Origin of the sequence: Gelidibacter japonicus, assembly GCF_010725055.1 — a bacterium.
Lineage (GTDB): Bacteria > Bacteroidota > Bacteroidia > Flavobacteriales > Flavobacteriaceae > Gelidibacter > Gelidibacter japonicus.
The window spans coordinates 372,412-397,689 of sequence record NZ_BJKB01000001.1; the positions used below are offsets into that span (position 1 = coordinate 372,412).

A 25,278-nucleotide genomic window follows, 5' to 3' on the forward strand; every position below is an offset into this window, starting at 1 on the left:
TAAATAAAGGATTAAAATTTTAATTATTATTTTTAGCAGATCTGAAAGCTTGCATTAAATCAATGACTTTCCGAACCAGTGACAATTGACATTATCATAAACGGGTTAAAATTAAGCAATATTCCATAAATAGTATTATGTACGACATATTAAATTTTTCGAAATTGGTTCCGTAAAAAAATCAGGTAATAACTTTTTAAGACACCCCACATAAAGAGACTATCTATTCATAAGTCAGATACGCGGAAACCAGCCAATGATTCAATTTATCACCATCAACAGGTGTCGCCGGGATTTTAATTTTTATATCATGATTTCCTGCTTTCAGATTGCCTAAATCCACCACCATCGGTTCCACAAAAGACCCTGGGCACCAGTTGGAACGCGACAAATCTGAAGAAGCAATGCGCTCTTCAATTTCCTTAATTTCGTATTTTCTGGTTTCCGAACTTATATAAGAAGCCGAATCTTTCTTGATCCACACGCCCGAAGTTGGATTGAAACGTCTAAAAGAGGCGCAATCATCACGCCACGGAATGGTATCCAATACCAATTTGCCGTCAAAATAGACACTGTTTTTGATTTTGATGAATTCATCTCCACCGCTATGCCCACCGTGCCCGGTTGTGATATAATGTAGTTTGACATTTTTGGCATCCTTTTTTAACTGAATGGTCTGTTCCAAGTCTTTATGGGCAAAATTATCGGGGATTTGCTGTCCGCCAACATAAGGAATGGTATTTACTATGGGTAACACGGAAACTTTTCGCTGTTTTCTATCGGAATACGTGAGTTCCATATCAAAATCATAGCCTTCGGAAGTCCAAGTGTCAATCCAGACGCCCACATAAAACGTTCCGGTGACCAAGCTTTCCAAATCGGTGATATCATGTTCCCAAACCACTTGTTTTTCCCATGATGGAATATAAACAGGTCGTCTATATTTCACCTTGTTATCGCTATAATAGCCAACGCCAAACGGGGTCATAAATCGCATTAGTTCTACAACAGGATTATAGTTTTTGCCAGTGACGAAACCGGCATATTTATCATCGACATAAGAATCGGTCGGGAATTTTTCGCCCTTTTCCGCAATGGAAAGAATGGATAGTTTTTCTGGATCGGTGACTACAAAACAAGATCCGGATTTGTCCCAACGATCGCCAGCGGAACGCACGGTCAATTTGATTTTGACATCGGTTCCATTTGCAAATGTAGGAACGGTCACCTTTTTATAGACCAAACGTCCGTCCATTAATCTGACGGCATCAGTATCCGTGCCTTTGTCACCAGTAAAGTTTATAGGTTGTTTTTCGAAGATCTTGTAGGTTGAAGGGTTTTGTGCGTTGGCTGAAAAGAGCGATGCAAAAAGAAATGTTATGAGTAGGGATTTGAATTTCATTTTTAGATGATTTTATATTTTGAAAATGTGAGTTAAAAAGACCTGTCAGGTTTTCCTCCTTCGGCGGACAGGTTAAAACCTGACAGGTCTGAACATGTGCATTTACTCTAAAGTGACTTTAAGCGTTTTAGCGTTTGCCAATTCGTCATGGCTAACAAAATAGCCTTTGTGTTTTTTACCGTTGATTAAAATTTGTTTGATTCGCCCCTTTCCAACTTTCTCGATGACCAATTCCTCGTTTTTATAATATTTGGAATCTAATTGAATAGTGATTTTATCGAATAGAGGCTTTGTAATCGTGTATTTTGGGTCGCCTGGAGACACAGGATAGAAGCCCATCATGGAATAGACCGCCCAAGCCGACATGGTGCCGGTATCGTCATTGCCAGGAAGACCATCGGCCGTGTTTTTAAAATGTTTTCTGAGCAGTTCCTCAACCATTTTTTGGCTACGCCATTCCTCACCTTTCACATAATTGAACAGATACGGATACGCAATTCCGGGTTCGTTGGCCATGTCAAACTGCTCGGTGTCAAAAATCTTTTGTAATTGATCCGTAAAGCCTTTGTTGCCACCCATCAATTTGATCAATCCAGGTACATCATGCGGAATCATAAACGAATATTGCCAAGCATTGCCTTCGATAAAACCAACGTTTTCAGCAAAGTTAGCGCCCTCATTTGGATCGAAAGGCTCGTACCACTCGCCATTTTGCAGTCTTGGTCGCAACATTTTTAAGTCTTTATCGAAAAGCTTTTTATAGGATAACGAGCGATGTCTAAATCGCTTATAATCGTCTTTTTTATCCAATGCATTTGCCAATAAAGCGATGGCATGATCGGCCGCATTGTATTCTTGCGTGGTTGACACCGAGCCGCCATGATCGGTTGTTAAATAGCCTTTTTCGATATAGTCCTTTAGGCCTGGTCGCAAGGGATTGTTTTCAAGCTGATCAGCACTTTTCAACATGGCCTCGTAAGCTTTTTCGACATCAAAGTCTTGAATACCTTTTAAGTACGTATCGGCAATGACGATACTTGCAGGATCTCCCACCATGGTAAAGGTTTCGGTAGAATTCAATTCCCATTTCGGAAGCCAGCCGTTTTCATCGTACATCTCCAACATGCTTTTGATCATATTGCTTTGTTGCTTCGGATATACGAGCGATAATAACTGGTGTACATTGCGATAGGTATCCCACAATGAAAACACGGTATAGCGCGTGCCTTTGGTGTTCCCTATTTTTCCTGTTTTAATTTCTGGGTAATCGCCATTCCAATCGTTCAAGGTGTTGGGATGGATTTGCGTGTGGTATAAAGCAGTATAAAAAATAGTCTTATCTTCTTTTGTTCCGCCTTCAACCTTAATTTTAGAGAGCGTTTCATTCCACACGTTATAAGTTGCTTTATAAACATCCTCAAAGAATTTCCCTCCCGTTTCTTGTTCTAAGTTTTCACGTGCATTTTCAATACTCACGTAACTCACGCCGATTTTAACCTCAATGGTTTCTGGCTTGTCGAAATTATAAGTGAAATAACTCCCAATGCTATCGCCAACCACCATTTTGGTCGACCTTTCCATGATTCTCGTTTTTCCATTATAAGTCATCCACTGTGCTTCTACACCTTCATAAAACGCAGGTTTTTTCCAAACTCCAAAATTGTCTGCCGGCTTGGAGAACTTAGCAACAAAATAGACGGGATATGCTGCCTCCGGACTGTTATAGCAGAAAGACCCTACTGAGCGCATGCCTTGAATTTCGGTATCGGATACAATTTGTACCATGGCGCCTTCTTCATTGGTCAGTCCCACTCCTAAATTCAGCAATACATTTGCCTGACCCTTTGGAAAACTAAATTTGCTCACCCCTACTCTCGTCGAAGCCGTAAATTCCGCCCTGACATCGTATTTATCAATTTGTGTACTGTAATAACCAGCCTTAGCTAATTCGTTTCTGTAAGTGGAACCATATTTTAAATGATCCGTTTCCAACTCTCCGGTGGTTGGCATCAGCAGTAAAACACCCAATTCCGGACAGCCAACGCCACTCAAATTGACATGACTGAACCCCGTTAAAAACGTGTTTTCATGCACATACGGATTGGACAACCACTGACTGTCTTTTTCCAAGGGTAAATTTTGCGGACCAGCAACGTTAAACGGGCTGATACTTGCCATACCTCTTGGTGCGATTGGTCCGGGATAAGTGGCGCCATAATTGGAAGTGCCAATAATTGGATTGACATAATCAGCGGGTTCTTCTTGTGCGACAATATTAAAATTGCCGCAAAAAATCAAGAGAATAAATAATGATCTGAACTGTTTCATTTTTTCGGATTGTTTTTTGAAATGCTTAATGAATACGGCAGGCTTTCTTTGGCTGTTCCCCATATTTTATTTGGAACATCGCCCATGTTAAATTCTAAACTTCCTCCTTTTTGGAGTGCATCAAATTTTAAAAAAGTGTTGTTATAAGATTTTCCATTCAATTCAGCACTTTGGATATAAACATTCGATTCTGAATTATTTTTGGAGGTAATTTCAAAAGTATTGCCGTTTTCCAAATGCAGTGTTGCTTTTTTAAACAGCGGGCTTCCAATGACATATTCATCAACACCAGGGGTTACTGGATAAAAGCCCAAAGCACTGAACACATACCACGCTGATGTTTGTCCGTTATCCTCATCGCCACAATAGCCATCAGGAGTAGCCGCATACAATTTAGCCATTACATCCCTGACTTTTTCTTGTGCTTTATACGGTTGATTTGCATAATTATACAAATAGATCATGTGTTGGATGGGTTGGTTGCCGTGCGCATAATTCCCCATATTGACGATCTGCATTTCTCTGATTTCATGAATGGTAAATCCGTAATAGGAATCATCAAATTTTGGTGGCATTTCAAAAACCTCATCCAGTTTTCCAGCAAACTGTTCCTTCCCACCCATCAAACCAATCAAACCGTTGATGTCATGAAAAACAGACCAGGTGTAATGTAAACTATTGCCTTCCGTAAACGCATCTCCCCATTTTAAAGGATTGAACGGACTTTGAAAACTGCCATCTTCGTTCTTTCCACGCATCCACATGGTAGAAGGATCGAACAAATGTTTGTAGTTCATCGATTGCTTGAAATATTTTTTAGCCAATTTAGGTTGGCCCATTTTTTGAGCCATCTGAGCAATGGTAAAATCGGCGTAAGCATATTCCAAAGTTCTGGCGGCATTTTCATTGATATCTACATCATAAGGCACATAGCCCAATTTATTATAATAGGTCAAACCTGCCCTGCCTACTGAATTTACTGGCCTACCCTCGGCAACCGTGGCATTTTTCAACACCGCTTCCAACAAGATATCAGCATCCATATCCTTTGCCCCTTTTAAATAGGCATCTGCAATAATAGGTGCTGAATTGGAGCCAATCATCACATCGCGATGTCCTGGACTTGCCCATTCTGGCAACCAACCCGATTCTTTATAAGTGTTGGCCAAGCCTTGCATGATCTTGCCATTAAGCTCTGGATACATCATATTAAAAAATGGAAAGACCGCTCTAAACGTGTCCCAAAATCCGTTATCGGTAAACATATAGCCAGGTAAAACCTTGCCGTTATACGGACTGTAATGCATAATATTATCATCAGCATCAAACTCATAAAATTTTCTCGGGAATAATAACACACGATATAAAGAAGAATAGAAGGTTCTTAAATTATCGATATTATCATCTTCAATCTGAATTTTATTCAATTCGGTTTCCCATGCTTGTTTTGCTTTCTCTTTGGTGTCTTCAAATGAATCGGGTCCAATTTCTCTAAAAAGGTTTAATCGGGCTTGATCTGGACTAATAAAAGAAGAGGCAACTTTAACATGAACTACTTCTCCTTTTTTGGTTTTGAAGCCGACTATTGCTCCCACGTGTTCGCCTTCGCTTTTCGTTGTGTTTTCAACCAATTGCCATCCATCTTTCCAAGTATGATTAATTTCAAAGTCCTTATCAAATTCGGCCACAAAATAGTTATGAAAATTTTCTGGAACTCCACCGTTATTATTCCGGGCGTAACCAATTATTTTGCGTTCTTCAGGAATAATTTTTACCATGGACCCCTTATTGAAAGCATCGAGGATGATATAGGAGTTTTCAGATTCTGGAAAGGTAAATTTAAAACTGGCCGCTCTTTCAGTCGGAGTCACCTCAGCCACCACATCATAATCGGCCAAATATACCGAGTAATGATAAGGCGCTACTGTTTCTGCCTTATGTGAAAACCATGATTCGCGCTCGTCTTCCTGAAATTTCAATTTTCCAGTTACCGCCATCAAGGAAAACGCTGCATAGTCATTCAACCAAGGACTTGGTTGGTGGGTCTGTTTGATGCCGCGAATTTTATTCTCACGGTATTTATAGGTCCAACCATCGCCCATTTTAGAGGTCATTGGTGTCCAGAAATTCATGCCCCATGGTGTGGCAATGGCAGGATAGGTATTTCCATTGGATAAATCGAACGATGAATCTGTTCCCATTAAAGGGTTTACAAAATCGACTAAATCCTTACTGGCGATATAGGCGTTGTTTTGTGCCTCCGAATTTGTGTTCACAAATATGAAAGCAATCAACAGCACCCACGACTTTTTTAAAATTAGATTTGACATTATATTTTTGTTTAACCTTTTCGCTACAGAATTCAATGGATTCAATGTTCATTTTCAATATTGAATCTTGAATTCCAAACCTTTTTTGTGCGACCCAACCTGGGTCGAAACTAAATAACATTCATTGTTCTACAATTGTGGAATTCCTACAAACGTTGAATCTACAAATGTGGAATCCCTCTGGGATTCTTCTTAAAAAAGCTCTTTTAAAATTTAACGAACTGGTCTTGATTCTTGATTCTAAAAGCGAAGCGGTCTTGATTCTTAATACTTGATACTAAATACATACTTCTAATTCAACTCCACCGCCTGACCATGACCTCGGTATAACTTCAACGGATCTTCCAACTCCACTTCTAAAATGGTGACATTGGCATCCAAATTCTTTGCTTGAGGCACTTCAATTCTTAGAATTCCAGGAATATTATTCCATGCGGCACCACCATTTCTTTCAAAACTCAGTTCTTGACCGTTTCCAACCACTTTGATGGATTTTACCTTATTTTGAATCCCTTTTAATGAGATATAATTGTTAGGCGTATCAAATAGGGCCAAATAAATTTTGGTTTCGTTTTTATTCAATAAAGTCGGACCGTAAAAATGACCATAAGGCAAACCAGCTTTTGTATCGAAAACTGCCGATTCGTGTTTGTTGACCCATTCTCCCAAAGCTTCCAAACGTTCCATTTCCTTATCTCCGATAGTACCATCAGGTTTTGGACCGATATTCAATAATAAATTCCCACCTGAAGCGATAACTTCCACAAAAGTTCTGATAATTTGTGATATCGGCTTATAATTGGTATCTGAAGGGTAATAGCCCCAATTATCATTCATGGTCATACAAAACTCCCATGCGCCATCAGGCCTTACAATAGGAACACCTTGTTCTGGCGTACTATAATCGCCGTAGGTTTTGAGTCGGGAATTGACAATTACTTCTGGATTCCACGTCAAAAGGGTATCTTTCAAAGATTCCGCTTGCCAGGCTTCACTTGATTGCTCCCAATCGCCATCAAACCACCACAAGTCAGGATGGAATCTATGGTCTAATTCCTTTAATTGATCGTGATTAAATTTCAAAAAGCGTTGCCATGGCGATAATTGATTTTGATTCTTTTGAGGATAATCCTTTCGGGTATCAGGACGTGGGAATACGACGTCATAATCAGGATGCGACCAGTCGATCAACGAATAATACAAACCTACTTTCAAGTCTTCCTTCCGCAAAGCATCCACCAACGGACCAACCAAATCGCGTTTGGCTGGGGTTTTCTCCACCACGTTCAACTTGCTCACTTTGGTATCCCATAACGCCACACCGTCATGATGTTTTGTGGTCAAGACGGCATAGCGGGCCCCAACTTTCTTGAACAATTTTGCCCAAGCCTCAGGATCGTAGTTTTTGGCGGTGAACTTTTTGCCCTGTGCCATATAGTCGTCATAAGTGATTTGCTTATGGTACAACGACCAAGATTCGCCAATACCGTTGACGCCATAATAGCCCCAATGCATGAAGATACCGAGTTTAGCATCTTGAAACCACTCCAAGCGTTCTTCTTTTGTTAGCTTTTCTTGAGCCGTAGCTTGATTGGCGACTAAGAAAACTAATACCGCAATAATCTTAAAATATTTCATCCTTAATTGATTTGTTTATATCTTTTGTTTTATCTAATCTTTTTAAAAATACCATCTTTATTAGAAAGTAATTTCTATAATGGTATCGATTTCATTTTGGTCTGATTCAGGGATTTCAATACGTAATCCATCTTTAGATTGGTTGGTATTCACATTACTTTTATTAGCGAATAATTTAGCCGATTTAATAATTGCCTTAAACTCTGGAATGATAATAGGTTTTGATTGTTTTTCTAACACATGAAGGTAAAGCACATTTCCTCTTTGGGTTGAAACCCAGTCTTTGCTTGGCGGGATAATTCCAGCTTTCGTCCCGTATATGGTCTCCCCGTTTGTTTTCAACCAATCCCCTATTTCAGATAGAGATTGAATATGTTCCTCTTGTATTTTACCGTTCGGCATAGGTCCGACATTTAACAGCAAATTACTTCCATATCCCGATGCTCTCACTAAATAATGAACAAGCTCTTTCTGTGATTTATGTTTTTTGTCCTGTAAGTCAAAACCCCAAGACCCATTAATGGTCGCACAAACCTCTCTTGGCAATTTACCAACATGGGATTCTGAAGTCCCAAAACCTGTTTTGTTTTCTCCAGGTAAGTCTCTTTCAAACATCTGAAAATCTTCTCCTGGTTTAAGAGCGTCGTGATGATTGTTCCCAATTAAACATTGCGGTTGTAGATCGTGTATTAGTTTATATATCTCGTCATAATGCCAGTTGGCATCCTTTTTATCCCAATCGCCATCAAACCAAATTCCAGCAATATCGCCATAGTTGGTCAATAACTCTGTTAATTGAGCTTTCATGAAATCTATATAAGCATTCCAATCCCCTTCATTTCTTCCTTCGATCCCATTACCTGTCGAACCTCTCGGGAAATAATCATCGCGATGCCAATCTAACAACGAATAATAAAAGAAAAGTTTGATTCCTTCCTTCTCACAAGCCTCTGCCAAATCTTTTATAACATCCTTGCCATAGGGTGTTTTTTTAACAATGGTATAATCCGTCGCTTTAGAATCAAACATTGAAAATCCATCATGATGTCTCGTAGTGATGGTCATGTATCTCATTCCCGCATTTTTAGCAATCTTCACCCATTCTTCAGCATTAAATTCAATGGGGTTGAAAAATGAAGGCAATTTCTCGTAAGCATCAATTGAAATATTTTGGTTGTTCATCACCCATTCACCATCACCCAAAATACTATATACGCCCCAATGGATAAATAGGCCGAATTTTGCCTCTTCAAACCATTGTCTTGCTTCTAAATTACTTTCGGACGGCACATAACTGGTTTGAGAAGTAACCTCTTTGGCTGTACTCAAAAAGATTAAGGCAACTAATATAATTCGTATCGACTTTAAATTCACTCTTTAATTAATTACAATTTCATCAACAAATAACCACACATCACCACCATTGGGAAGTGTTTTTAAACTTTCTGCAACGACTTTTACATATCTTACCGACTGCTCATCAAAAGACACTTTAAAGTCTTTCAAATCGGAAGCAGGATTTTTAGCAAAAGCTCTTTTTTCTACGCCTACTTCTTTATAGGTATTTCCATCGTTTGAAACATAGACTCTAACTGCTGTTGGAAAATAAATTCCGGGCCCTTGATTTTCTAAGGTGCCCACAAGCACTTCATGAATTGGAGTCTCTTCACCCAAGTCGACAACGGCTTCCATACCTTTGGCCAACCACGCTTGCCAGCGGCCGTCTTGGAAGTTTTTGGTGCCACGTAAGGTATTGACCATTCCAAACTCACCATCACCTTGATAGCGGTCGTCATAAATTTCCTTAAATGTCACTTTTTTACCAACGGCCTTATGAAATGCGACCGTCGTATTAAATGGCACACCAACCGGTTTATCGTCCTTAAATAATGACGCATGGATAGTCGTCGTTTTATTGATTTTTAAAGGTTCGGTGTATTTTATGGCATTATCTGAAAGTTCGTCTTCATTCAACGTATATCGAATATCTGCATTCGTAAATTCATTTTTCAGGCTTACGGAAGCTTCTTTGGTATGCATATCAATTTGCACATCGGCCATGACTAGGTAAGCACTTTTCGCATAATTAATATCTAAATACTCATAACGTTCGAAAAGGGTCAAGATTCTTTTTGAAAAATCATCCCAATCTCTGGATTCCTTAGGACTCCAAACGGCTTCGGATAATGCCGCTAACCTTGGATAAATCATATATTGTGAATGCGATTCCGTTTTAATTTGCTCCGACCATACATTGGCCTGTCCGCCCAAAACATGTTTCGCCTGCGCTGGTGTCATCGTTTCCACAACAGGGTCAAATTCGTAAACCTTGCTTAAAGGGATGTAACCGCCCCATGCCAAAGGTTCCTCATTTTGTGGGCCTTGATAATAATCAAAATACATGTGCGACGTCGGCGTCATGACCACATCATGGCCTTGCTTTGCAGCTTCAACTCCGCCTTGGACACCTCTCCAGCTCATCACCGTAGCCTCTGGAGCCAATCCACCTTCTAAAATTTCATCCCAACCGATCAACTTTCTATCGTGTGAAGCAATAAAACGTTCCATTCTTTTGATAAAATAGCTCTGTAATTCATCCACGCTGGCCAAGCCTTCATCTTTCATCCGTTTTTGACAATGTGGACATTTCTCCCAATTGGTTTTCGTTGCCTCATCGCCCCCAACATGAATATATTCCGATGGAAACAATTCCATTACTTCCAAAAGGACATTTTCTAAAAACTCAAAGGTCGATTCTTTTCCTGCGCAGTAAATCTCTGTGATTGGCCAAACCCCACCTGATGGCACTCCAATAGGTGTTTCAAAACAGGACAATTCCGGATAAGATGCAATGGCACTCATGACGTGTGCGGGCATTTCAATTTCAGGAACCACCTGCACGCCTTTTGATTTGGCATAGGCTACAATTTCCTTGATGTCTTCTTGTGTATAGAATCCGCCGTAAGTGGCGTCATCTTCTGGGGTCGTCACACGACGGCCATCCCAATGCGCATCTTCTTGATCGTTTCTGAAACCACCTATTTCAGTCAGTTTAGGATATTTTTTAATTTCAATTCGCCACCCCTGATCGTCGACCAAATGAAAATGAAACACGTTCATTTTGTGCATGGCCAACATATCGATAGTTTGTAGAATGTATTCCTTTTCGAAAAAATGACGTGCCACATCCAAATGTAAACCTCTCCACTTAAAACGAGGCTCATCGATGATGGTCAGATTTGGAATTACCCAGTCCACCTGATCCAATTTTGTTTTACTTTCAATTTCAGTAGGCAATAATTGTCGGATAGATTCCAAACCATATAAAAATCCTGAATAGGTCTTTGCGTTTATCGTGATTTTGTCAGAACTCACTACCAGTTCATAAGCCTCGTCGTTCAAATTTTCACCTACAATAAATTCGATAAAATTAGTTCTGGGCGCTTTTTCTGAAACACCCAAAGTCCATCCTGCTGCAGTTTTAAATTTATCCAATAGAACAGAAGCAATTTCCCTTTGCGAGTCATCAGAAATCACAAATTGGGTCTGGTCGTTAAATTCAAAAACACCATTACCCAGTTGCAAGTTTACTGGTTTTGGGATAATGGCGATGTCCGCCTCCGTAAAAACTTTGAACTTGCCACTTTGTTGGCAGGAAGCCATTAAGGCGATGATAATCAATACCATCATTTTTTTTAATACATTCATTTTCATAAATTTAATTTATTGTAGCGAGATGTCGCCTGATGTGGCTAATAATATTCACCTATTTATTGCTATTAATGTCCCTCCTACGGTACTGTTTAGCTTAAAACATTAGATACGCTATTCCTCCCAAGCCATTTTAAAAGTGGCATCTTCCATGCGATTGCCGTTTGCTTCATCATAGACGGCATAGTTAAATCCGGAACGCAAACTATAACCGGCATGCTCGCCATTTTTATTGATGGCAATGAATCCGACTTGCAAATATTCCATGTCCTTGTGGTTTTTATGCTTATTGTAAATGCGTTCCACGATTTCCTTACAGGCCTCAAGTGGCGATTTGCCCTGACGCATCAATTCCACCACCATGGCACTTCCAGCAGTTCTGATCACCGCTTCACCCAATCCGGTGGCAGCAGCCGCGCCTACTTCATTATCTAAAAACAGGCCTGCACCAATGATTGGCGAATCGCCTACACGGCCGTGCATTTTCCAAGCCGCGCCACTTGTGGTACAACCTCCAGAAATATTGCCGTCTTCATCGATAACCAACATGGAAATCGTATCGTGATTTTCGATATTGATCACGGGTTTATATTTGGATTCTTCCATCCATTTTTTCCAATCTCTTTCTGATTCTGGCGTCAGCAAATTCTCTTCCTTAAAGCCCTCGGACAATGCAAATTGAAGTGCACCTTCTCCAGACAACATCACGTGAGGAGTGTTTTGCAGTACTTTTTTGGCAACCGAAATGGGATGCTTGATACCTTGTAAAAAGGATACTGATCCGCAATCGCTATTATGGTCCATGATACAGGCGTCTAATGTTACTTTTCCGTCCCTATCAGGAAAACCACCGTAACCGACACTTCTCACCTCAGGATCTGCTTCAGGAATTTTCATACCCGCCTCAATAGCATCCAAGGCCGATTTTCCATTTTTCAATTGCTTCCAAGTTTCGTCATTTGCCGGCAAGCCATGATTCCAAGTGGAAATCACCAAGGGCTTCACTGCTTTTTTATTTGTCACAGTAGCTGCCACAACAGGTTCTTTACTGGTTAAATTGTTACAACTTAAAACTGTACTAACTCCGATTGTTCCTAAGGCAGCCTTTTTTATAAAATTCCTTCTATCTGACATCGTCTGATTTTTTAATTATATAGTTTAGATGATGGTGCCATTGAATTTCTAGTGGTTTTATTGGGCGTATTTCCCATATTAAAAACCAATTCTCCGCCCGCCATAATCTCTTTATGTGTTATGTAATTTCGGTCTATCTTCTCGCCATTTAGTGTAATGGTTTGAATGTATATATTGTCTTTATTGTTATCCAAAGCCTTTACCGTAAAGGCTTTTCCATTTTCTAAATTAACGCTTGCAGAATCGACCAGTGGTGACCCAAAAGCATACACGCCCTGCGCAGGATTCATAGGATAAAAGCCCAAGGCACTGAATACGTACCACGATGACATTTGTCCGCAGTCTTCATTGCCGCAATGTCCGCTTGGTTCATTTTGATATTGGGTTTCTAAAATCTCTCGGACCAACTTTTGAGTCTTCCACGGCTTTTCAATATAGTTGTACAAATAAGCCACATGATGACTCGGTTCATTACCATGTGCATATTGCCCGATCATTCCTGTACTGAAAATAGGTAATATGTCTTCTGGCAACGGGTTTAAAGTGAACATGGAATCGAGTTTCCTTTCAAATACTTCGTTTCCACCAAGAGCCTCCGTAAGCCCTTCGATATTGTGCTGAACTGACCAAAAATATTGCCAGGCATTACTTTCGCAGAAATATGGCGAATAATCTTTCGGATCAAAATCTGAAATAAAAGTGCCGTCTTTCAATTTTGGATGCATAAAAGTGCTGTTGGTATTATACACATTCCGCCAATTTTCCGAACGTTTTATAAAGGTATTATAATCGTCTGTTTTTCCCAAGGCTTTTGCGAATTGAGCAATGCACCAATCGTCATAAGCATATTCCAAAGTTTTGGAAACCGACCAATCATCTTCATCTTCCCCCGCTGGCACATATCCCAAAGCCATATACTCATCGATTTGTCGGGAAGCATCTGTAGCACTGGCGATACATGCTTCGTAAGCTAAATCGGCATCAAAACCGTCAATCCCTTTAAAATAAGCATCCACAATTACGGGAACAGCGTGGTAGCCAATCATCATATTGGTTTCGTTGCCTTGCATGGACCACACGGGTAATAAGCCTGTTTCCTTATAATGGGCCAGCATGGAGTTCACCATGTCCGACACTCTATTTGGATGCATGATGGTGTATAATGGATGCGCCGCGCGATAGGTATCCCATAGCGAAAAGGTATCGTATCTATCAAACTCTTGAGCGTTCATGATACTATCATTGGCGCCTTTATAATCGCCATTATGATCGCTCAATAAGGTGGGTGCCAACATGGACTGATACAGCATCGTATAAAAAATACGCTTTTTGGTATCGTCAGCTATCGTGATGTTGATTTTATTGAGTTGGGTTCCCCATTTGCTTTCTGCCTGGCTTCTTATTTCATCAAAATCAAAATGTGGTGCTTCCACTTCCAAAGATTTGTACGCCCCTTTAATAGTTGCTGTAGATAATCCGGTTTTTAATATGATTTGGTCGCCTTCTTCAGTGGCATAATCTAAAATAATCTTCGTGTTTTTTCCTGTAACTGGCGACTTCGATAACGAATCATTTTTAAATAATTGATACGAATTAAAAGGTTTCGAAACCTTAATTACAAAATAAACCCGTTGGTCTTTTGCCCATCCTGTAGATTTCCGATAGCCTTCAATGGTCGTGTCATCAACCACATTAAAATGCGTTTCGGTGGGACTGTCCCAATTTAAGGAATAACCCAAATCGATGTGAATCTGCGTGCTGTCGTCTTTTGGAAACGTGTATCTATGAATGCCAGTTCTTTCGGTGGCGGTCAATTCGGCCTTAATGCCGTAATCCAATAAATCGACCGTATAATACCCCGGCGAGGCGGATTCCTTTTCATGTGAAAAACTTGAAAAAGGCTTAAAGTGATTCGCTTCTATGCGATCTGAAAATCGGCTGTTGGTAGGCATCACTAATATATCGTAGAGATCGCCTGCACCTGTTCCGGATAAATGCATGTGAGAAAATCCGGTAATAATGGAATCTTGGTAAAAATAACCCGCAATTCGGTCCCATCCAGAAATCCCAATATCAGGACTCAATTGCACCATCCCAAAAGGAACGGTTGCGCCAGGATAGGTATTTCCCGGTCCGTCAGTTCCTATAAACGGATTTACAAAACTGGTTAATTTAACTTGGTTAGATACATCCGCAGATTCCTTGCACTGAAGCAAAAACATCGCAAAAAATAGCGTTATGAGACCAAATTTCTTCATTTTTAATTATTTAAAACTTTCTTTTGTTTCTTTAATGGTTTGCAGAAAAGCATCGCTTAATTGCGGTCCATCAAAGAAGGTCACTCCTTTTGCACCATGGTCCCTGGCATAATAAATGGCTTCCTTTAATTCTTCCGCAGATGTAAATGGCGGTAAAAAAACGCCCGTATTCAATCCGACATTTTTAGGTTCCAAGTCTGTGACGCCCTGTTGGGTGGCATAACCAATCCAATCGATTTCTTCGTTATAAAACCCGTGGTATATCATCGGATAGACTTCATCAATATTCCATTTATCCCAACGTTGACGCACCATATGATCAGCCATTTCAGGATAAGGAAAAACCGCTGCAGTCAATTTTTTATTATGTTTATGGACGATATCATAAGCGTCATTCACCAAATTACGAATCGCATTCAACCTGAAATTCTTCCATTCCATATCGATAGCGGTGTTCTCACTTTCCAACGGATTTTTATGATGTATTTTTTCGAATTCACTGATGCAGACCTCACAATAGCAAAAATCGAATTCTGCCATTTCAGTGTCCTGTTTTAAATCATATTTCGGAAGTAAACCGATTGGCAAGAAGATATCGGGAAAACGGATATAATCCAAATGCACACTTTCAATGCCCTCTACTTTTGCCATTTTCTCAATCAAACTTAAAATATGATTTCTCGATTCAGTCCGTGTCGGGCATAACCATTGATAGTAATTGACGTACGGACGGGTATCAAAACAGGATTTACCGTCTCTACTGACCATATACCATTCCGGGTGTTTTTGAGCAACAGAATCGCCTGGACGATTCACAGCCCACATCCACGCATGCACTTTTAAACCTTCATTGGCTGCTAAGGGCACCAAACGTTCCAATTCCTTAGGATCGGTTGATGTGTTAATCAGAAGCTCATCAATACCACCTTCCTTATATCTTTTAAATTCGGCTGTATAATCGGCATCCGCTTTGTTTTTATTGGAAGTGATCCAAGTACCAAATTTAAAATGCCCATCGGTAGAAGCCGAAGCATCCGAAAGATTTTGCTGTTTTCTTTCCTTTTGATTGCAGCCAACCATAGTTAGCATTAAGGTCGCAAATAAGAGGAAATTGGTTTTCATTAGTGTTTATTTTATAGTAAAGTTTAATATAATGCGTCAAAAAGCGTATTCAATAGCTCTTGGTCTTCGTCTAAACTATATTCCCAAAACATGGCGCCTCCCAAGCCTTTTTCCTTAATATAGTCTGCTTTCAACTTGATTTCTTTGGGTGTATCATAAGAAATAAAAATATTTTCCGTGGGATTCCAGAGGTAAGATGCTTTGGCGGATTCGTCGTACATTTTTTCGTACTTGCCAGATTTTAATTTTTCGAGAATCTCCCAGTAGGAAATAATATATCCGCCTTGATTGGCATTGGCGTATAAAGGAACTTCAGTAGGTGCTACTTTCTCCCATTGTCTGCCATAAAATGGGATTCCCAAAACCAATTTTTCAACCGGAACACCGGCTTTGATATGTCTATCTATGGCTTCTACCCCACTATTTCCGCCGTATTTTTCTTGATCCGATGGGTATAAGTTAGCATGATGCCCAGTTTGGAACATCCAACCCTGGTAAAAATCATAGCACATGACATTTATAAAATCGAGATGCTTATGTGCCTCGCCCAAATTGGTGTGATCGATATAGGCTTGATCGGCTCCTGTGGCAATGGTCAAAAGGTAATGTGTGTTGTCTTTTTCGCCCTGCACATCCAATGCTTGACGGATTTCAGCCAAGAGCAAGGTGAAATTATCTTTATCGGAGGGACGGAAGTCATTGTCTTCTGCACGTTGCCCAGGATATTCCCAGTCTAAATCAACACCGTCAAATTCGTGTTTTTTCAAAAGTTCCACACAGCTTTCTGCAAATTTCTTGCGTGATTCGTCATAAGCTGCCATAGTTGAGAACTGATCAGACCAAACCCAGCCGCCCACAGAATACAGGACTTTCAAATCGGGGTTTTGCTCTTTAAGTCCAATTAAGGTGGCGATTTTAGCCGCATCCGTTTCCAATTCAAAGGCCGCTTTACCTTCTACAATATTGGCAAAGGCAAAATTAATATGCGTGAGTTTTGTGGCGTCAATTTTTGAAAAGTCGTAATCTTCGTAGCCAGCAGCGTAGCCAATGATTTTTAAATCTACGTCAGATTTTTTTTCAATGGTTTGTTCCTGACCTGAGACCTCCCTATTTGTTTCTTCCTTTTTTTCAGAGGTGTTGTTGCACGCAAAAAATAGTGGGATTAAAAAAATGTATTTGATCACTCTCATAATATAATTTTTTTCAGACCTGTCAGTCCCGATAGCTATCGGGACTGACAGGTCTTTAACTAATTTATTGACTTAGAAATTCACCATCCTCTTTTATGAACAGCATTTTATCTGTAAACGGACTTTTAGTTGAAATGGTCCATCCAAAACTGTGGATTTCAATTTTAGGTTGAATAGTTTTTCCTTCAACAACTATTGGGGATGACGATAATTGCTCAACCGAAGTTGCCCATTGTTTATTAGTCTCGTAATGTTTCTTTTGAGCACGGAACAAATTATACATCTCCCATTTGATTTTTTCATCATTAGGGATTTCAAATGTATCTTTTCCGCCTGCTTCTGTTGAGGAGAAATAGACATAGCCCCACTTTTCAGGTTCGTGCATATTGATGACACCTTGTGAGGACCAGACCCAGTTGTATTCAGGTAAATAATCGCCTTTGGCATCTTTTTTTCTTCCGTATTTGCCATCGGTGATTTGATGATCCCAATTGACTCTTGAGAAATTCACCCGCCAAAAATCATCTTTAGGAACATTTTCTTCAAAATAAGCTTTCTTGAAAACAGCCCAAGGAATCGCCATTTCGAGCATCCAACCTTTGTCGGTGTCATTAGGATTGTTTAACGTTCCATCGATCGTGATGGCAGTTTTCATTCCTGTTGCGGTCCAATCGTTTAAAACCACATTGCTTTCACGATAAGGTTTGTTGATAAACAAATCCCAAACGGTGTTGAGGGCGTTTACCTCAATTTCATAATAATTATGGGTGTCGCCATCAGGATCAACAAAGACCTCGAAATCATTGTTGTAGAAAATAATGGCGTCGTGTTCAGTAATATCTGCCCAAACGTGTGGTTCGTCCATTTTTGCCAAAATATAGAAATAGGTGTCGTCCCATAACATTTTGACTCGAGTGTCATAAGTTGGTTTTTTAACCCCTTCAATATCTATAAAAAGGTTGGTCCACGCTACTTTATTCCATGAAGCATCGGCATCACTTCCATCAACGTCTATAGCTTCGCTGGTATGGTAGGCGATATAACTTTCGGGGACGGGAATGCCCTTAGATTGTCCGAATGTCAGCATGGACATGGTGCAAAATAGAGATGTTATAATTTTAATCATGGCATATATTATTTATTTGATATGTCACTCCGTTCTATGGTATATCGCTCCTTCAGAGCTCTTAATAATGTTTGGCATCGTTTCTATGGTATGTTCGCACCGTTCTATGGTATGTCGCCCCTTCGGGGCTAAAACATCCTACGGATTATTATTCCTATTAGTATACCGCCAGTTTTATCAGGGAGAATATCCTCAATTTTTATAAACTATTATCCTTTGTAAACTGCACCACTTCACTCAACTTTCCAAATGCCATGGCCACGACGGTATCAGCTGCACCATAGTAAATGGCCAGTTTATCTTCTTCTATATCGTGCAAGGCCGCGCAAGGGAATACCACGTTGGGTACGTCTCCTGTGGTTTCGTAAAGCTCTGCCGGACCCAATAAATAGGGCTGGGTTCTGTATTTCACTTTATCGGGTTGATGTTCATCTAAAAGAGCAGCCCCCATCGCATATCGGAAACCGTTACAGGTAGTGATAACCCCGTGATAGATCATCAACCAACCTTCATCCGTTAAAATAGGAATTGGGCCTGCGCCAATCTTGGTACACTGCCATGCACTATCAACAAATGCAGTCGTTTTCATTACGCATCGGTGCTCTCCCCAATATTTCATATCCGGACTATAGCTGATGTAGATATCACCAAATGGGGTATGGCCGTTATCACTTGGGCGACTTAACATCGCGTATTTTCCGTTGATCTTTTTAGGAAACAATACCCCGTTTCTATTGAACGGCAAGAAGGCATTTTCACATTGGAAAAACTCTTTGAAATCGTAGGTATAAGCAATCCCGATGGTTGGTCCGTGATAGCCATTACACCATGTGATCCAATAACGATCTTCAATCCATACAACGCGTGGGTCATATTTGTAATCAGATTCGATCATTTCGGTGTTTCCCGCTTGCATCACGATAGGTTCATGATTAATGTCCCAATCGATCCCATTTTTACTGAAACCAGCAAAAATATTCATCTGAACCGATTTGTTATCACACCTAAAAACACCAGCAAAGCCATCGCCAAAAGGCACCACGGCACTATTAAAAATACTGTTGGAGGATGGAATATCATATCTATTGATGATAGGATTTTCAGAATATCTCCAAACTACATCATTGCAACCTTCCGGTTTATCTTGCCAAGGAAATGTACTCATATACGTTAATTATTATTATTTATTATCATTGTTGTTCGATAAAGAATCAAGACCGCTGCGCTTATAGAATAAAGAACAAAGACTTGATTGTAACTAATTGACAAACACATGTATTTAAATTAAAATTGTCCAATCACTCTCCTTATAATAGTTTCTAAAAAGTAAAATGTCATTTTCAAAATCCCGTAAAATCCTTTGTTTCAAATAGGTCTATTAACTATTTATATTTTTTATCGGACACTAATGATTTATTATTTTTTATTCTAATCCACTATTTTTTGTTCTTGATACTTTGTAAGTCCTCAGTTTTCCATCGTTCATTGGTCATTCACCACTCACCTCTATAATCCTCATCCCCCTAACCCCAAAGGGAAATGGAAACATTTAGGTTAACTTGTTTTGTAAAAAAATCTTTGTTCTTTGTTCTTTGTTCTTGATACTTGATACTTTTCGTTAATTCGGAATCTTCCGCACCTTATCCAACCACGTAAACTTCAAAATCAGCGATGTTATCAAAAATACGCCTAAAGAAACAAATGCCTTAGGATAATCGCGGATAATAAAGTAAATGGGCAGTACAATCATGCTGGATTGCCATACAATCCCAATGGCACAATTTAACATGTCAGGCCAGAATTCAGAATTCCGTTCAATCTTAGATTCTTCTTTCCTTAATTCATTTAAAACAGGTTTCCAATATCCCCATGGATGCACGTTGGAATAAAAGGATTTCAGCACTGCCATATCCGTCGGTTTTGTGAGATAGGTGCCTAAGAAAGATCCCAAAAGTGAAACCCCAAATATGATTGGAAATAAGTAAATCGCCGATACGTGTGATAAGTCATATAGCAATGTACCTTCCGTAAATTGCCCTTTGTTCTGATCCAATAAGAATTGGAGACTGGCAATAATCAATCCCGATAGCATGCCCCAGAAATAGCCCCATCCGTTAAATCGCCACCAAATCCACTTCAAGAAATTGGCTGCCACATAACCACCAAATAGTGAACTGGTAATCCATAAGGTCAATGAGTTGATGGAATCCGCAAAGAATCCCATGAATACGCCCAAGCCTACCACGGCAAAGGATGCAATATGACTGGCTTTAATATAATGTCTGTTCGTTGCTTCCGGTCTAAAATATTTTTTATAAATATCATTGACAATATAAGCAGGTCCAGCATTGACGAAAGCAGAAAACGTCGACATAAAAGCTGCTAATAATCCCGCCAAAAGCAATCCTTTGATACCCACAGGAACGTGGAAATTAACCACTTGTGGCAATAAAATCTCCAAATCGCCCCAAGCCAAATTCGGATTGGCAGCCATCTCCGGCGCTAAAACTACCAACGCGATAACGACCACGCCACCGATTAATAAATACCGAGGGATAAACAGAACAAGATTGGTAAAACCGCTCATGTACGCCGCCTCTTTAACTGTTTTGGTTGAGAGGATACGTTGCATGTCAAAACTTGGGGTTGGTCCTGCGATACTGGCAAAAAACCCCTTAAAAAGACTCATGCCAATTAAAGCACCAAACATTTTATAGCCTTCTGAATCTACTAAATCATTAAATGCCTGATATTTCTCACTCCAATGGGTATCCAGCTCCCATCCAAAGAAAATATTTTTCCATTCCTCAGTAATTACACTGGTGATTTCAATATCGGTAAACGCCACAAACGAATAGGCAGCGATTAAAATTCCTGCCAAAACCATAATGCCATATTGCAAAACCTCAGTGGCTACAACAGAAAACATCCCACCTTTTATGGTGTAAACTGTGGTCAGGAAAATAATAATCAGAGCATAAGATTGCTCAGAAGTCAATAGTTCTGAAGCCCCAATATGTAGTGCTAAATCCCACGGCAAAATAACCGTCATGAATTTACCCACGCCTTCAAAGAAATAGGCAATAAATCCAATGGACGCAATCACCGCAAAGAGTGCCACAATTTTGTGAGATGCCCGTCCGGCTCTATCGTCGCCAAATCGCGTCAAGATCCATTCCGATCCGGTCATGATATTGGAGCGCCTGATCCAAACGGCCAAAAACATCATGATAAAAATCTGATTCCAGATGGGCCAGAGCCACATGAGCATAAAACTCTTGGTACCATAAAGGAAAAGCCAACCTACCATGAGTGCCGTTCCAGAAATATCAAACATTCCTGAGCCGTTGCTCAACCCCAGATAATACCATTTTATGGAATTGCCACCGAGAAAGTAAGAGTCCAAGCCTTTGGAAGCTCTCTTGGACATCCATATCCCTACGCCTAATGTTAAGACAATATAGACTGCAATAATTGATACGTCAATAATATCCATTAGCCGTTAGTTGTTGGATGGTTGTGAACTCGTTTTAACTCCCCAATTTTTATTGGGTTGGTCACCCATCACAAAATGTAAAGTTCCACCTTTCAAGATATCTTCATGTGAGATTCTTGTCTGATTAAAATCCTTTCCATTCAAGGTTGCGGATTGGATATAGAAGTTTTTATCTGACACATGTTCTGCTTCAACAACAAAGGTTTTATTATCTGAAAGCTTAATTGTTGCTTTTTCAAAAATCGGTGTTCCAATTTCGTATTCTGCCGAGGCCGGATTCATAGGGTATAAACCTATGGAGCTCAATACGTACCAGGCGCTCATTTGTCCACAGTCTTCATTTCCACTCAAGCCATTTGGAGTGGTATTGTATTGCGTATCCATAATTTGGCGCGCCCAATATTGTGTACGCCACGGCTGATTGGCATGATTGAACATATAAGCGATATGGTGGCTTGGTTCATTCCCATGCGCGTATTGCCCGATAAGTCCCGTGATATCTGCAGAAATATTATCGCCGGTAATTTCAGAGCTTTCTGTAAACAACTGCTCCAATCGTTTTGAAAACGCGTCATTCCCGCCGTGGATTTTGATCAAATCATCTACGTCCTGCGGTACAAACCAACTGTGTTGCCAAGCGTTACCTTCGGTATAATCGGTTTGTTCCCTATGGTTGGAATGTTTGGGATCAAAAGGTTCGTTCCACGATTTTCCATCTACCGATTTTCCACGCATAAATCCGGATCCTGCATCATATAAATATTGGTAGGCTTTTGATCGGTTTAAGAAAAACTGATAGTCTTCTTCCTTTCCTAATTCTTTTGCCATTTCGGCCACACACCAATCGTTAAAGGCGTATTCCAAAGTGATAGTCACCGATTCGTCCAATAAACTATAAGGAATATATCCGTATTTTTTATAGTGATCCAGGCCACGTTCATCCTGCATCATGGTGTTTTTCATCGCTTCATAGGCCTTTTCAACATCAAAATTACGAATGCCTTTTTTATAAGCTTCAACAATCACAGGAATGGAATGGTAGCCCGTCATGGTATTCGTTTCATTTCCGTATAAAGTCCAAACAGGCAAAATTTCTCTGACCTCATAATAGGCCAGCATGGAGTTGACCATATCTGACACTCGATCTCTGGCAATAAACGTCAAGAGCGGATGCTCTGCTCTAAAGGTATCCCAAAGTGACAAGGTGGAATAGGCTATATAATCTTTGGCCGTTACAATACTGTCATTCTCCAATCGGAATTGGCCATTCTTATCGCTAAATGTGACTGGCGCCAATTGGGCGTGGTAAAGTGCCGTATAGAAAATAGTTTTTAACGAATCCGTTGGGGTCTCAACAACAATAGTCGACAAGGCTGATTCCCATAACTTATCAGCAGCTGCCTTAGTTTTATCAAAATCAAAACCATCAACTCCCATGTTTTCTTTAGCATTTTCAATGCTCACAGAGGACAAGGCTACTTTAGCAAATAATTCGGTGCTTTTTTCAGCAGGATCAAAAAATAATTGAGCGGATGTTTTAACACCTTCATTTTCCCCTTCTTGAAAAACCTCTCCATCGACATATATGTTATAATCTGCAATTGGCTTTGAGAATTTCGCCACGAAAAATACTTTCTGATTATGCGCCCACCCTGTACTATGACGGTATCCGCTAATAGTGTAACGGTCTTCCACTTTAAGTGAGGTAGCAACCGCTTTATCCCAATTGATTGCGAAGCCCAAATCTATTACTACCGATTGTTCATCACCCTCTTTAAAAGTGTATTTATGATAAGCTGTTCTATCTGTTGTTGTCAATTCTACATTGACATTATGGTCTTCCAAAAACACTTGGTAATATCCAGGCGTTGCGGTTTCGTTATTATGATTGTAAGTGGACTTGTATGCTAAACTATCGCGTGAGATTGGACTTATCGTTAAATCGACCGCCTTATTAATGGGCATAAAAATAATATCTGCCAAGTCGCCAATCCCCGTTCCACTTAGGCTCAAATGACTAAATCCAATCGCGGTATCATCAGAATAATGGTAGCCTGAGCACCAATCCCACGCACTGATCCCGTTTACAGGACTTACTTGTAACATTCCGAAGGGCACGGTTGCACCCGGGTAGGTGTGCCCATGTCCGCCGGTACCGATAAACGGATCGACATAATTTATAGCTGATGCTTCATTTTTAACATTTTCAGGTTGCTTATTACAGCTAAAAATCAAAACAGCGGAAAGAAGAATTAGGTATTTATTTTTCATGCTTATGTTCTATTCTAAAATTATCGGATACTTTTTGTGTTTTAGGCTTTATCCTTTTACACCTATTTTACCGAACCTCTTTTTATTAAAAACTAATTTTTCAAATGGAGTTCACTCCATAAATTTTCATAAATTTAACCACAATTGAAATTAATTTAGACGGACAACACGTTAACTCTCCTGAACATCACGAAATTTTTTATTTAAATGACCTTTAGCTCCAAACGCATCTACAAAATATCATTTTGGCACCACATCATTTTTTGGGTGGTCTATTTTTTGTTCAACACATTTCGTTGGGGAAGTTACTTCAATGACTATCTATATTCATTAAAAACAAATCTCATAGGCTTTCCAATCCACATTACTTTGTGCTATTTTAATATTTACTTTTTGATGCCAAAGTTTTTGTTTAAAAGAAGATATATCCCCTACATCATCCTCATTATCTCAGCGATATATTTGATGGTCCTTGCAAAGTTCAATCTCACTTATTTTCTGATAAGTAACAATGTCTGGCCAGAAGGTCCTGAACCTATAAATCACTTGACACTTAACTACACGGTTGACATGATGATTGGAGAGCTTTATGTCATCACGTTTGTGACGGCCATTAAAGTGACTTTAGATTTTTTAAAGGAACAAAAAAGAGTTGCCGATCTCGAGAAAGACCAATTGGAAACGGAATTATTGTTTTTAAAATCGCAAATATCGCCGCACTTCTTTTTCAATACGCTCAATAATATCCATTCGTTGGCATTGGAAAAGTCGAACAAAACATCCAAAATCATCTTAAGGCTTTCAGAATTAATGCGGTATTTGCTTTATGAAACAAAGTCCAAGCGGCAATCTTTGGAAAAGGAAATTATCTGCATTCAAAATTATTTGGATTTGGAGAAAATCCGCCATGATGATCAACTTGAAATCAATATGTCCATTTCAGGAGATATGGAAGATAAAGAAATCGCCCCGATATTACTGCTCACTTTTGTCGAAAATGCTTTCAAACACGGGGTTAGCAAAAACATTGGCGTCATTAAAGTGGACATTGATTTCACGATTGAAGAAGATTTTCTGTATTTTACCATCACCAATCCATTACCGGCGGTATCCGAATTTAAAAACGAAATCAATCATTCGAGCGGAATAGGATTGGAAAATGTGAAGAAAAGATTGAATTTAGGGTATAATAAGGACGATTTTGAACTTACCATAAAAGACGACCAACATCTTTTTGAAGTAAACCTTAAAATTAAAGTGAGCAATTTATAA

15 protein-coding genes are annotated in these 25,278 nt (G+C 39.7%); 1 reads left to right on the forward strand and 14 read right to left on the reverse strand.

The features are described 5' to 3' along the window. Positions 1-223: 223 nt before the first annotated feature. The 14 genes from G6N06_RS01510 to G6N06_RS01575 form a co-directional block, all read right to left on the reverse strand. Positions 224-1,402: a PNGase F N-terminal domain-containing protein gene (locus G6N06_RS01510; RefSeq protein ID WP_163514278.1), complete on the reverse strand. Its 1,179-nt coding sequence runs from the start codon at positions 1,400-1,402 to the stop codon at positions 224-226. Positions 1,403-1,504: 102 nt separating this feature from the next. Then, on the reverse strand, positions 1,505-3,730 hold the full coding sequence (locus tag G6N06_RS01515) for a GH92 family glycosyl hydrolase (protein WP_163514279.1): 2,226 nt from the start codon (positions 3,728-3,730) through the stop codon (positions 1,505-1,507). Next, complete coding sequence (locus G6N06_RS01520) at positions 3,727-6,060, reverse strand: GH92 family glycosyl hydrolase (protein WP_163514280.1); 2,334 nt, start codon at positions 6,058-6,060, stop codon at positions 3,727-3,729. The genes G6N06_RS01515 and G6N06_RS01520 overlap by 4 nt, the downstream gene beginning before the upstream one ends. A 291-nt stretch (positions 6,061-6,351) precedes the next feature. Next, positions 6,352-7,698, reverse strand: a complete 1,347-nt coding sequence (locus tag G6N06_RS01525; RefSeq protein ID WP_163514281.1) for an alpha-L-fucosidase — start codon at positions 7,696-7,698, stop codon at positions 6,352-6,354. A gap of 60 nt (positions 7,699-7,758) precedes the next feature. After that, positions 7,759-9,027 carry an alpha-L-fucosidase gene (locus G6N06_RS01530; RefSeq protein WP_240337928.1) on the reverse strand — a complete coding sequence of 423 codons (1,269 nt, stop codon included), beginning with the start codon at positions 9,025-9,027 and terminating at the stop codon, positions 7,759-7,761. Between the two features lie 48 nt (positions 9,028-9,075). After that, on the reverse strand, positions 9,076-11,406 hold the full coding sequence (locus tag G6N06_RS01535) for a glycoside hydrolase family 20 protein (protein WP_205334704.1): 2,331 nt from the start codon (positions 11,404-11,406) through the stop codon (positions 9,076-9,078). A gap of 117 nt (positions 11,407-11,523) precedes the next feature. Then, complete coding sequence (locus tag G6N06_RS01540) at positions 11,524-12,543, reverse strand: isoaspartyl peptidase/L-asparaginase family protein (protein ID WP_163514283.1); 1,020 nt, start codon at positions 12,541-12,543, stop codon at positions 11,524-11,526. Positions 12,544-12,554: 11 nt separating this feature from the next. Next, positions 12,555-14,801: a GH92 family glycosyl hydrolase gene (locus tag G6N06_RS01545; protein WP_163514284.1), complete on the reverse strand. Its 2,247-nt coding sequence runs from the start codon at positions 14,799-14,801 to the stop codon at positions 12,555-12,557. A 6-nt stretch (positions 14,802-14,807) separates the two neighbouring features. After that, positions 14,808-15,923, reverse strand: coding sequence for a family 10 glycosylhydrolase (locus tag G6N06_RS01550; protein ID WP_163514285.1), 1,116 nt, complete (start codon positions 15,921-15,923; stop codon positions 14,808-14,810). A gap of 23 nt (positions 15,924-15,946) precedes the next feature. After that, complete coding sequence (locus G6N06_RS01555; RefSeq protein WP_163514286.1) at positions 15,947-17,113, reverse strand: glycoside hydrolase family 18 protein; 1,167 nt, start codon at positions 17,111-17,113, stop codon at positions 15,947-15,949. A gap of 64 nt (positions 17,114-17,177) precedes the next feature. After that, positions 17,178-18,239: a carbohydrate-binding family 9-like protein gene (locus G6N06_RS01560; protein ID WP_163514287.1), complete on the reverse strand. Its 1,062-nt coding sequence runs from the start codon at positions 18,237-18,239 to the stop codon at positions 17,178-17,180. Positions 18,240-18,438: 199 nt separating this feature from the next. Further along, positions 18,439-19,404 carry a glycoside hydrolase family 130 protein gene (locus G6N06_RS01565; RefSeq protein ID WP_163514288.1) on the reverse strand — a complete coding sequence of 322 codons (966 nt, stop codon included), beginning with the start codon at positions 19,402-19,404 and terminating at the stop codon, positions 18,439-18,441. 453 nt (positions 19,405-19,857) lie between these two features. Further along, positions 19,858-21,735: a sodium:solute symporter family protein gene (locus G6N06_RS01570; RefSeq protein ID WP_163514289.1), complete on the reverse strand. Its 1,878-nt coding sequence runs from the start codon at positions 21,733-21,735 to the stop codon at positions 19,858-19,860. A 6-nt stretch (positions 21,736-21,741) separates the two neighbouring features. Then, positions 21,742-24,006, reverse strand: coding sequence for a GH92 family glycosyl hydrolase (locus tag G6N06_RS01575; RefSeq protein WP_163514290.1), 2,265 nt, complete (start codon positions 24,004-24,006; stop codon positions 21,742-21,744). A gap of 207 nt (positions 24,007-24,213) precedes the next feature. Between G6N06_RS01575 and G6N06_RS01580 the strand changes: the two genes are divergently transcribed. Continuing rightward, the gene (locus tag G6N06_RS01580) at positions 24,214-25,278 is read left to right on the forward strand and encodes a sensor histidine kinase (RefSeq protein ID WP_163514291.1); all 1,065 of its coding nucleotides are present in this window, start codon (positions 24,214-24,216) and stop codon (positions 25,276-25,278) included.

Bases quoted from the DNA above. Each gene is read 5' to 3' on its own strand.
- G6N06_RS01565 (WP_163514288.1), bottom strand. From the start codon at position 19,404: ATGAGTACATTTCCTTGGCAAGATAAACCGGAAGGTTGCAATGATGTA.
- G6N06_RS01550 (WP_163514285.1), bottom strand. From the start codon at position 15,923: ATGAAAACCAATTTCCTCTTATTTGCGACCTTAATGCTAACTATGGTT.
- G6N06_RS01525 (WP_163514281.1), bottom strand. From the start codon at position 7,698: ATGAAATATTTTAAGATTATTGCGGTATTAGTTTTCTTAGTCGCCAAT.
- G6N06_RS01535 (WP_205334704.1), bottom strand. From the start codon at position 11,406: ATGAATGTATTAAAAAAAATGATGGTATTGATTATCATCGCCTTAATG.
- G6N06_RS01545 (WP_163514284.1), bottom strand. From the start codon at position 14,801: ATGAAGAAATTTGGTCTCATAACGCTATTTTTTGCGATGTTTTTGCTT.
- G6N06_RS01560 (WP_163514287.1), bottom strand. From the start codon at position 18,239: ATGATTAAAATTATAACATCTCTATTTTGCACCATGTCCATGCTGACA.
- G6N06_RS01555 (WP_163514286.1), bottom strand. From the start codon at position 17,113: ATGAGAGTGATCAAATACATTTTTTTAATCCCACTATTTTTTGCGTGC.
- G6N06_RS01515 (WP_163514279.1), bottom strand. From the start codon at position 3,730: ATGAAACAGTTCAGATCATTATTTATTCTCTTGATTTTTTGCGGCAAT.
- G6N06_RS01575 (WP_163514290.1), bottom strand. From the start codon at position 24,006: ATGAAAAATAAATACCTAATTCTTCTTTCCGCTGTTTTGATTTTTAGC.
- G6N06_RS01580 (WP_163514291.1), top strand. From the start codon at position 24,214: ATGACCTTTAGCTCCAAACGCATCTACAAAATATCATTTTGGCACCAC.
- G6N06_RS01520 (WP_163514280.1), bottom strand. From the start codon at position 6,060: ATGTCAAATCTAATTTTAAAAAAGTCGTGGGTGCTGTTGATTGCTTTC.
- G6N06_RS01510 (WP_163514278.1), bottom strand. From the start codon at position 1,402: ATGAAATTCAAATCCCTACTCATAACATTTCTTTTTGCATCGCTCTTT.
- G6N06_RS01570 (WP_163514289.1), bottom strand. From the start codon at position 21,735: ATGGATATTATTGACGTATCAATTATTGCAGTCTATATTGTCTTAACA.
- G6N06_RS01540 (WP_163514283.1), bottom strand. From the start codon at position 12,543: ATGTCAGATAGAAGGAATTTTATAAAAAAGGCTGCCTTAGGAACAATC.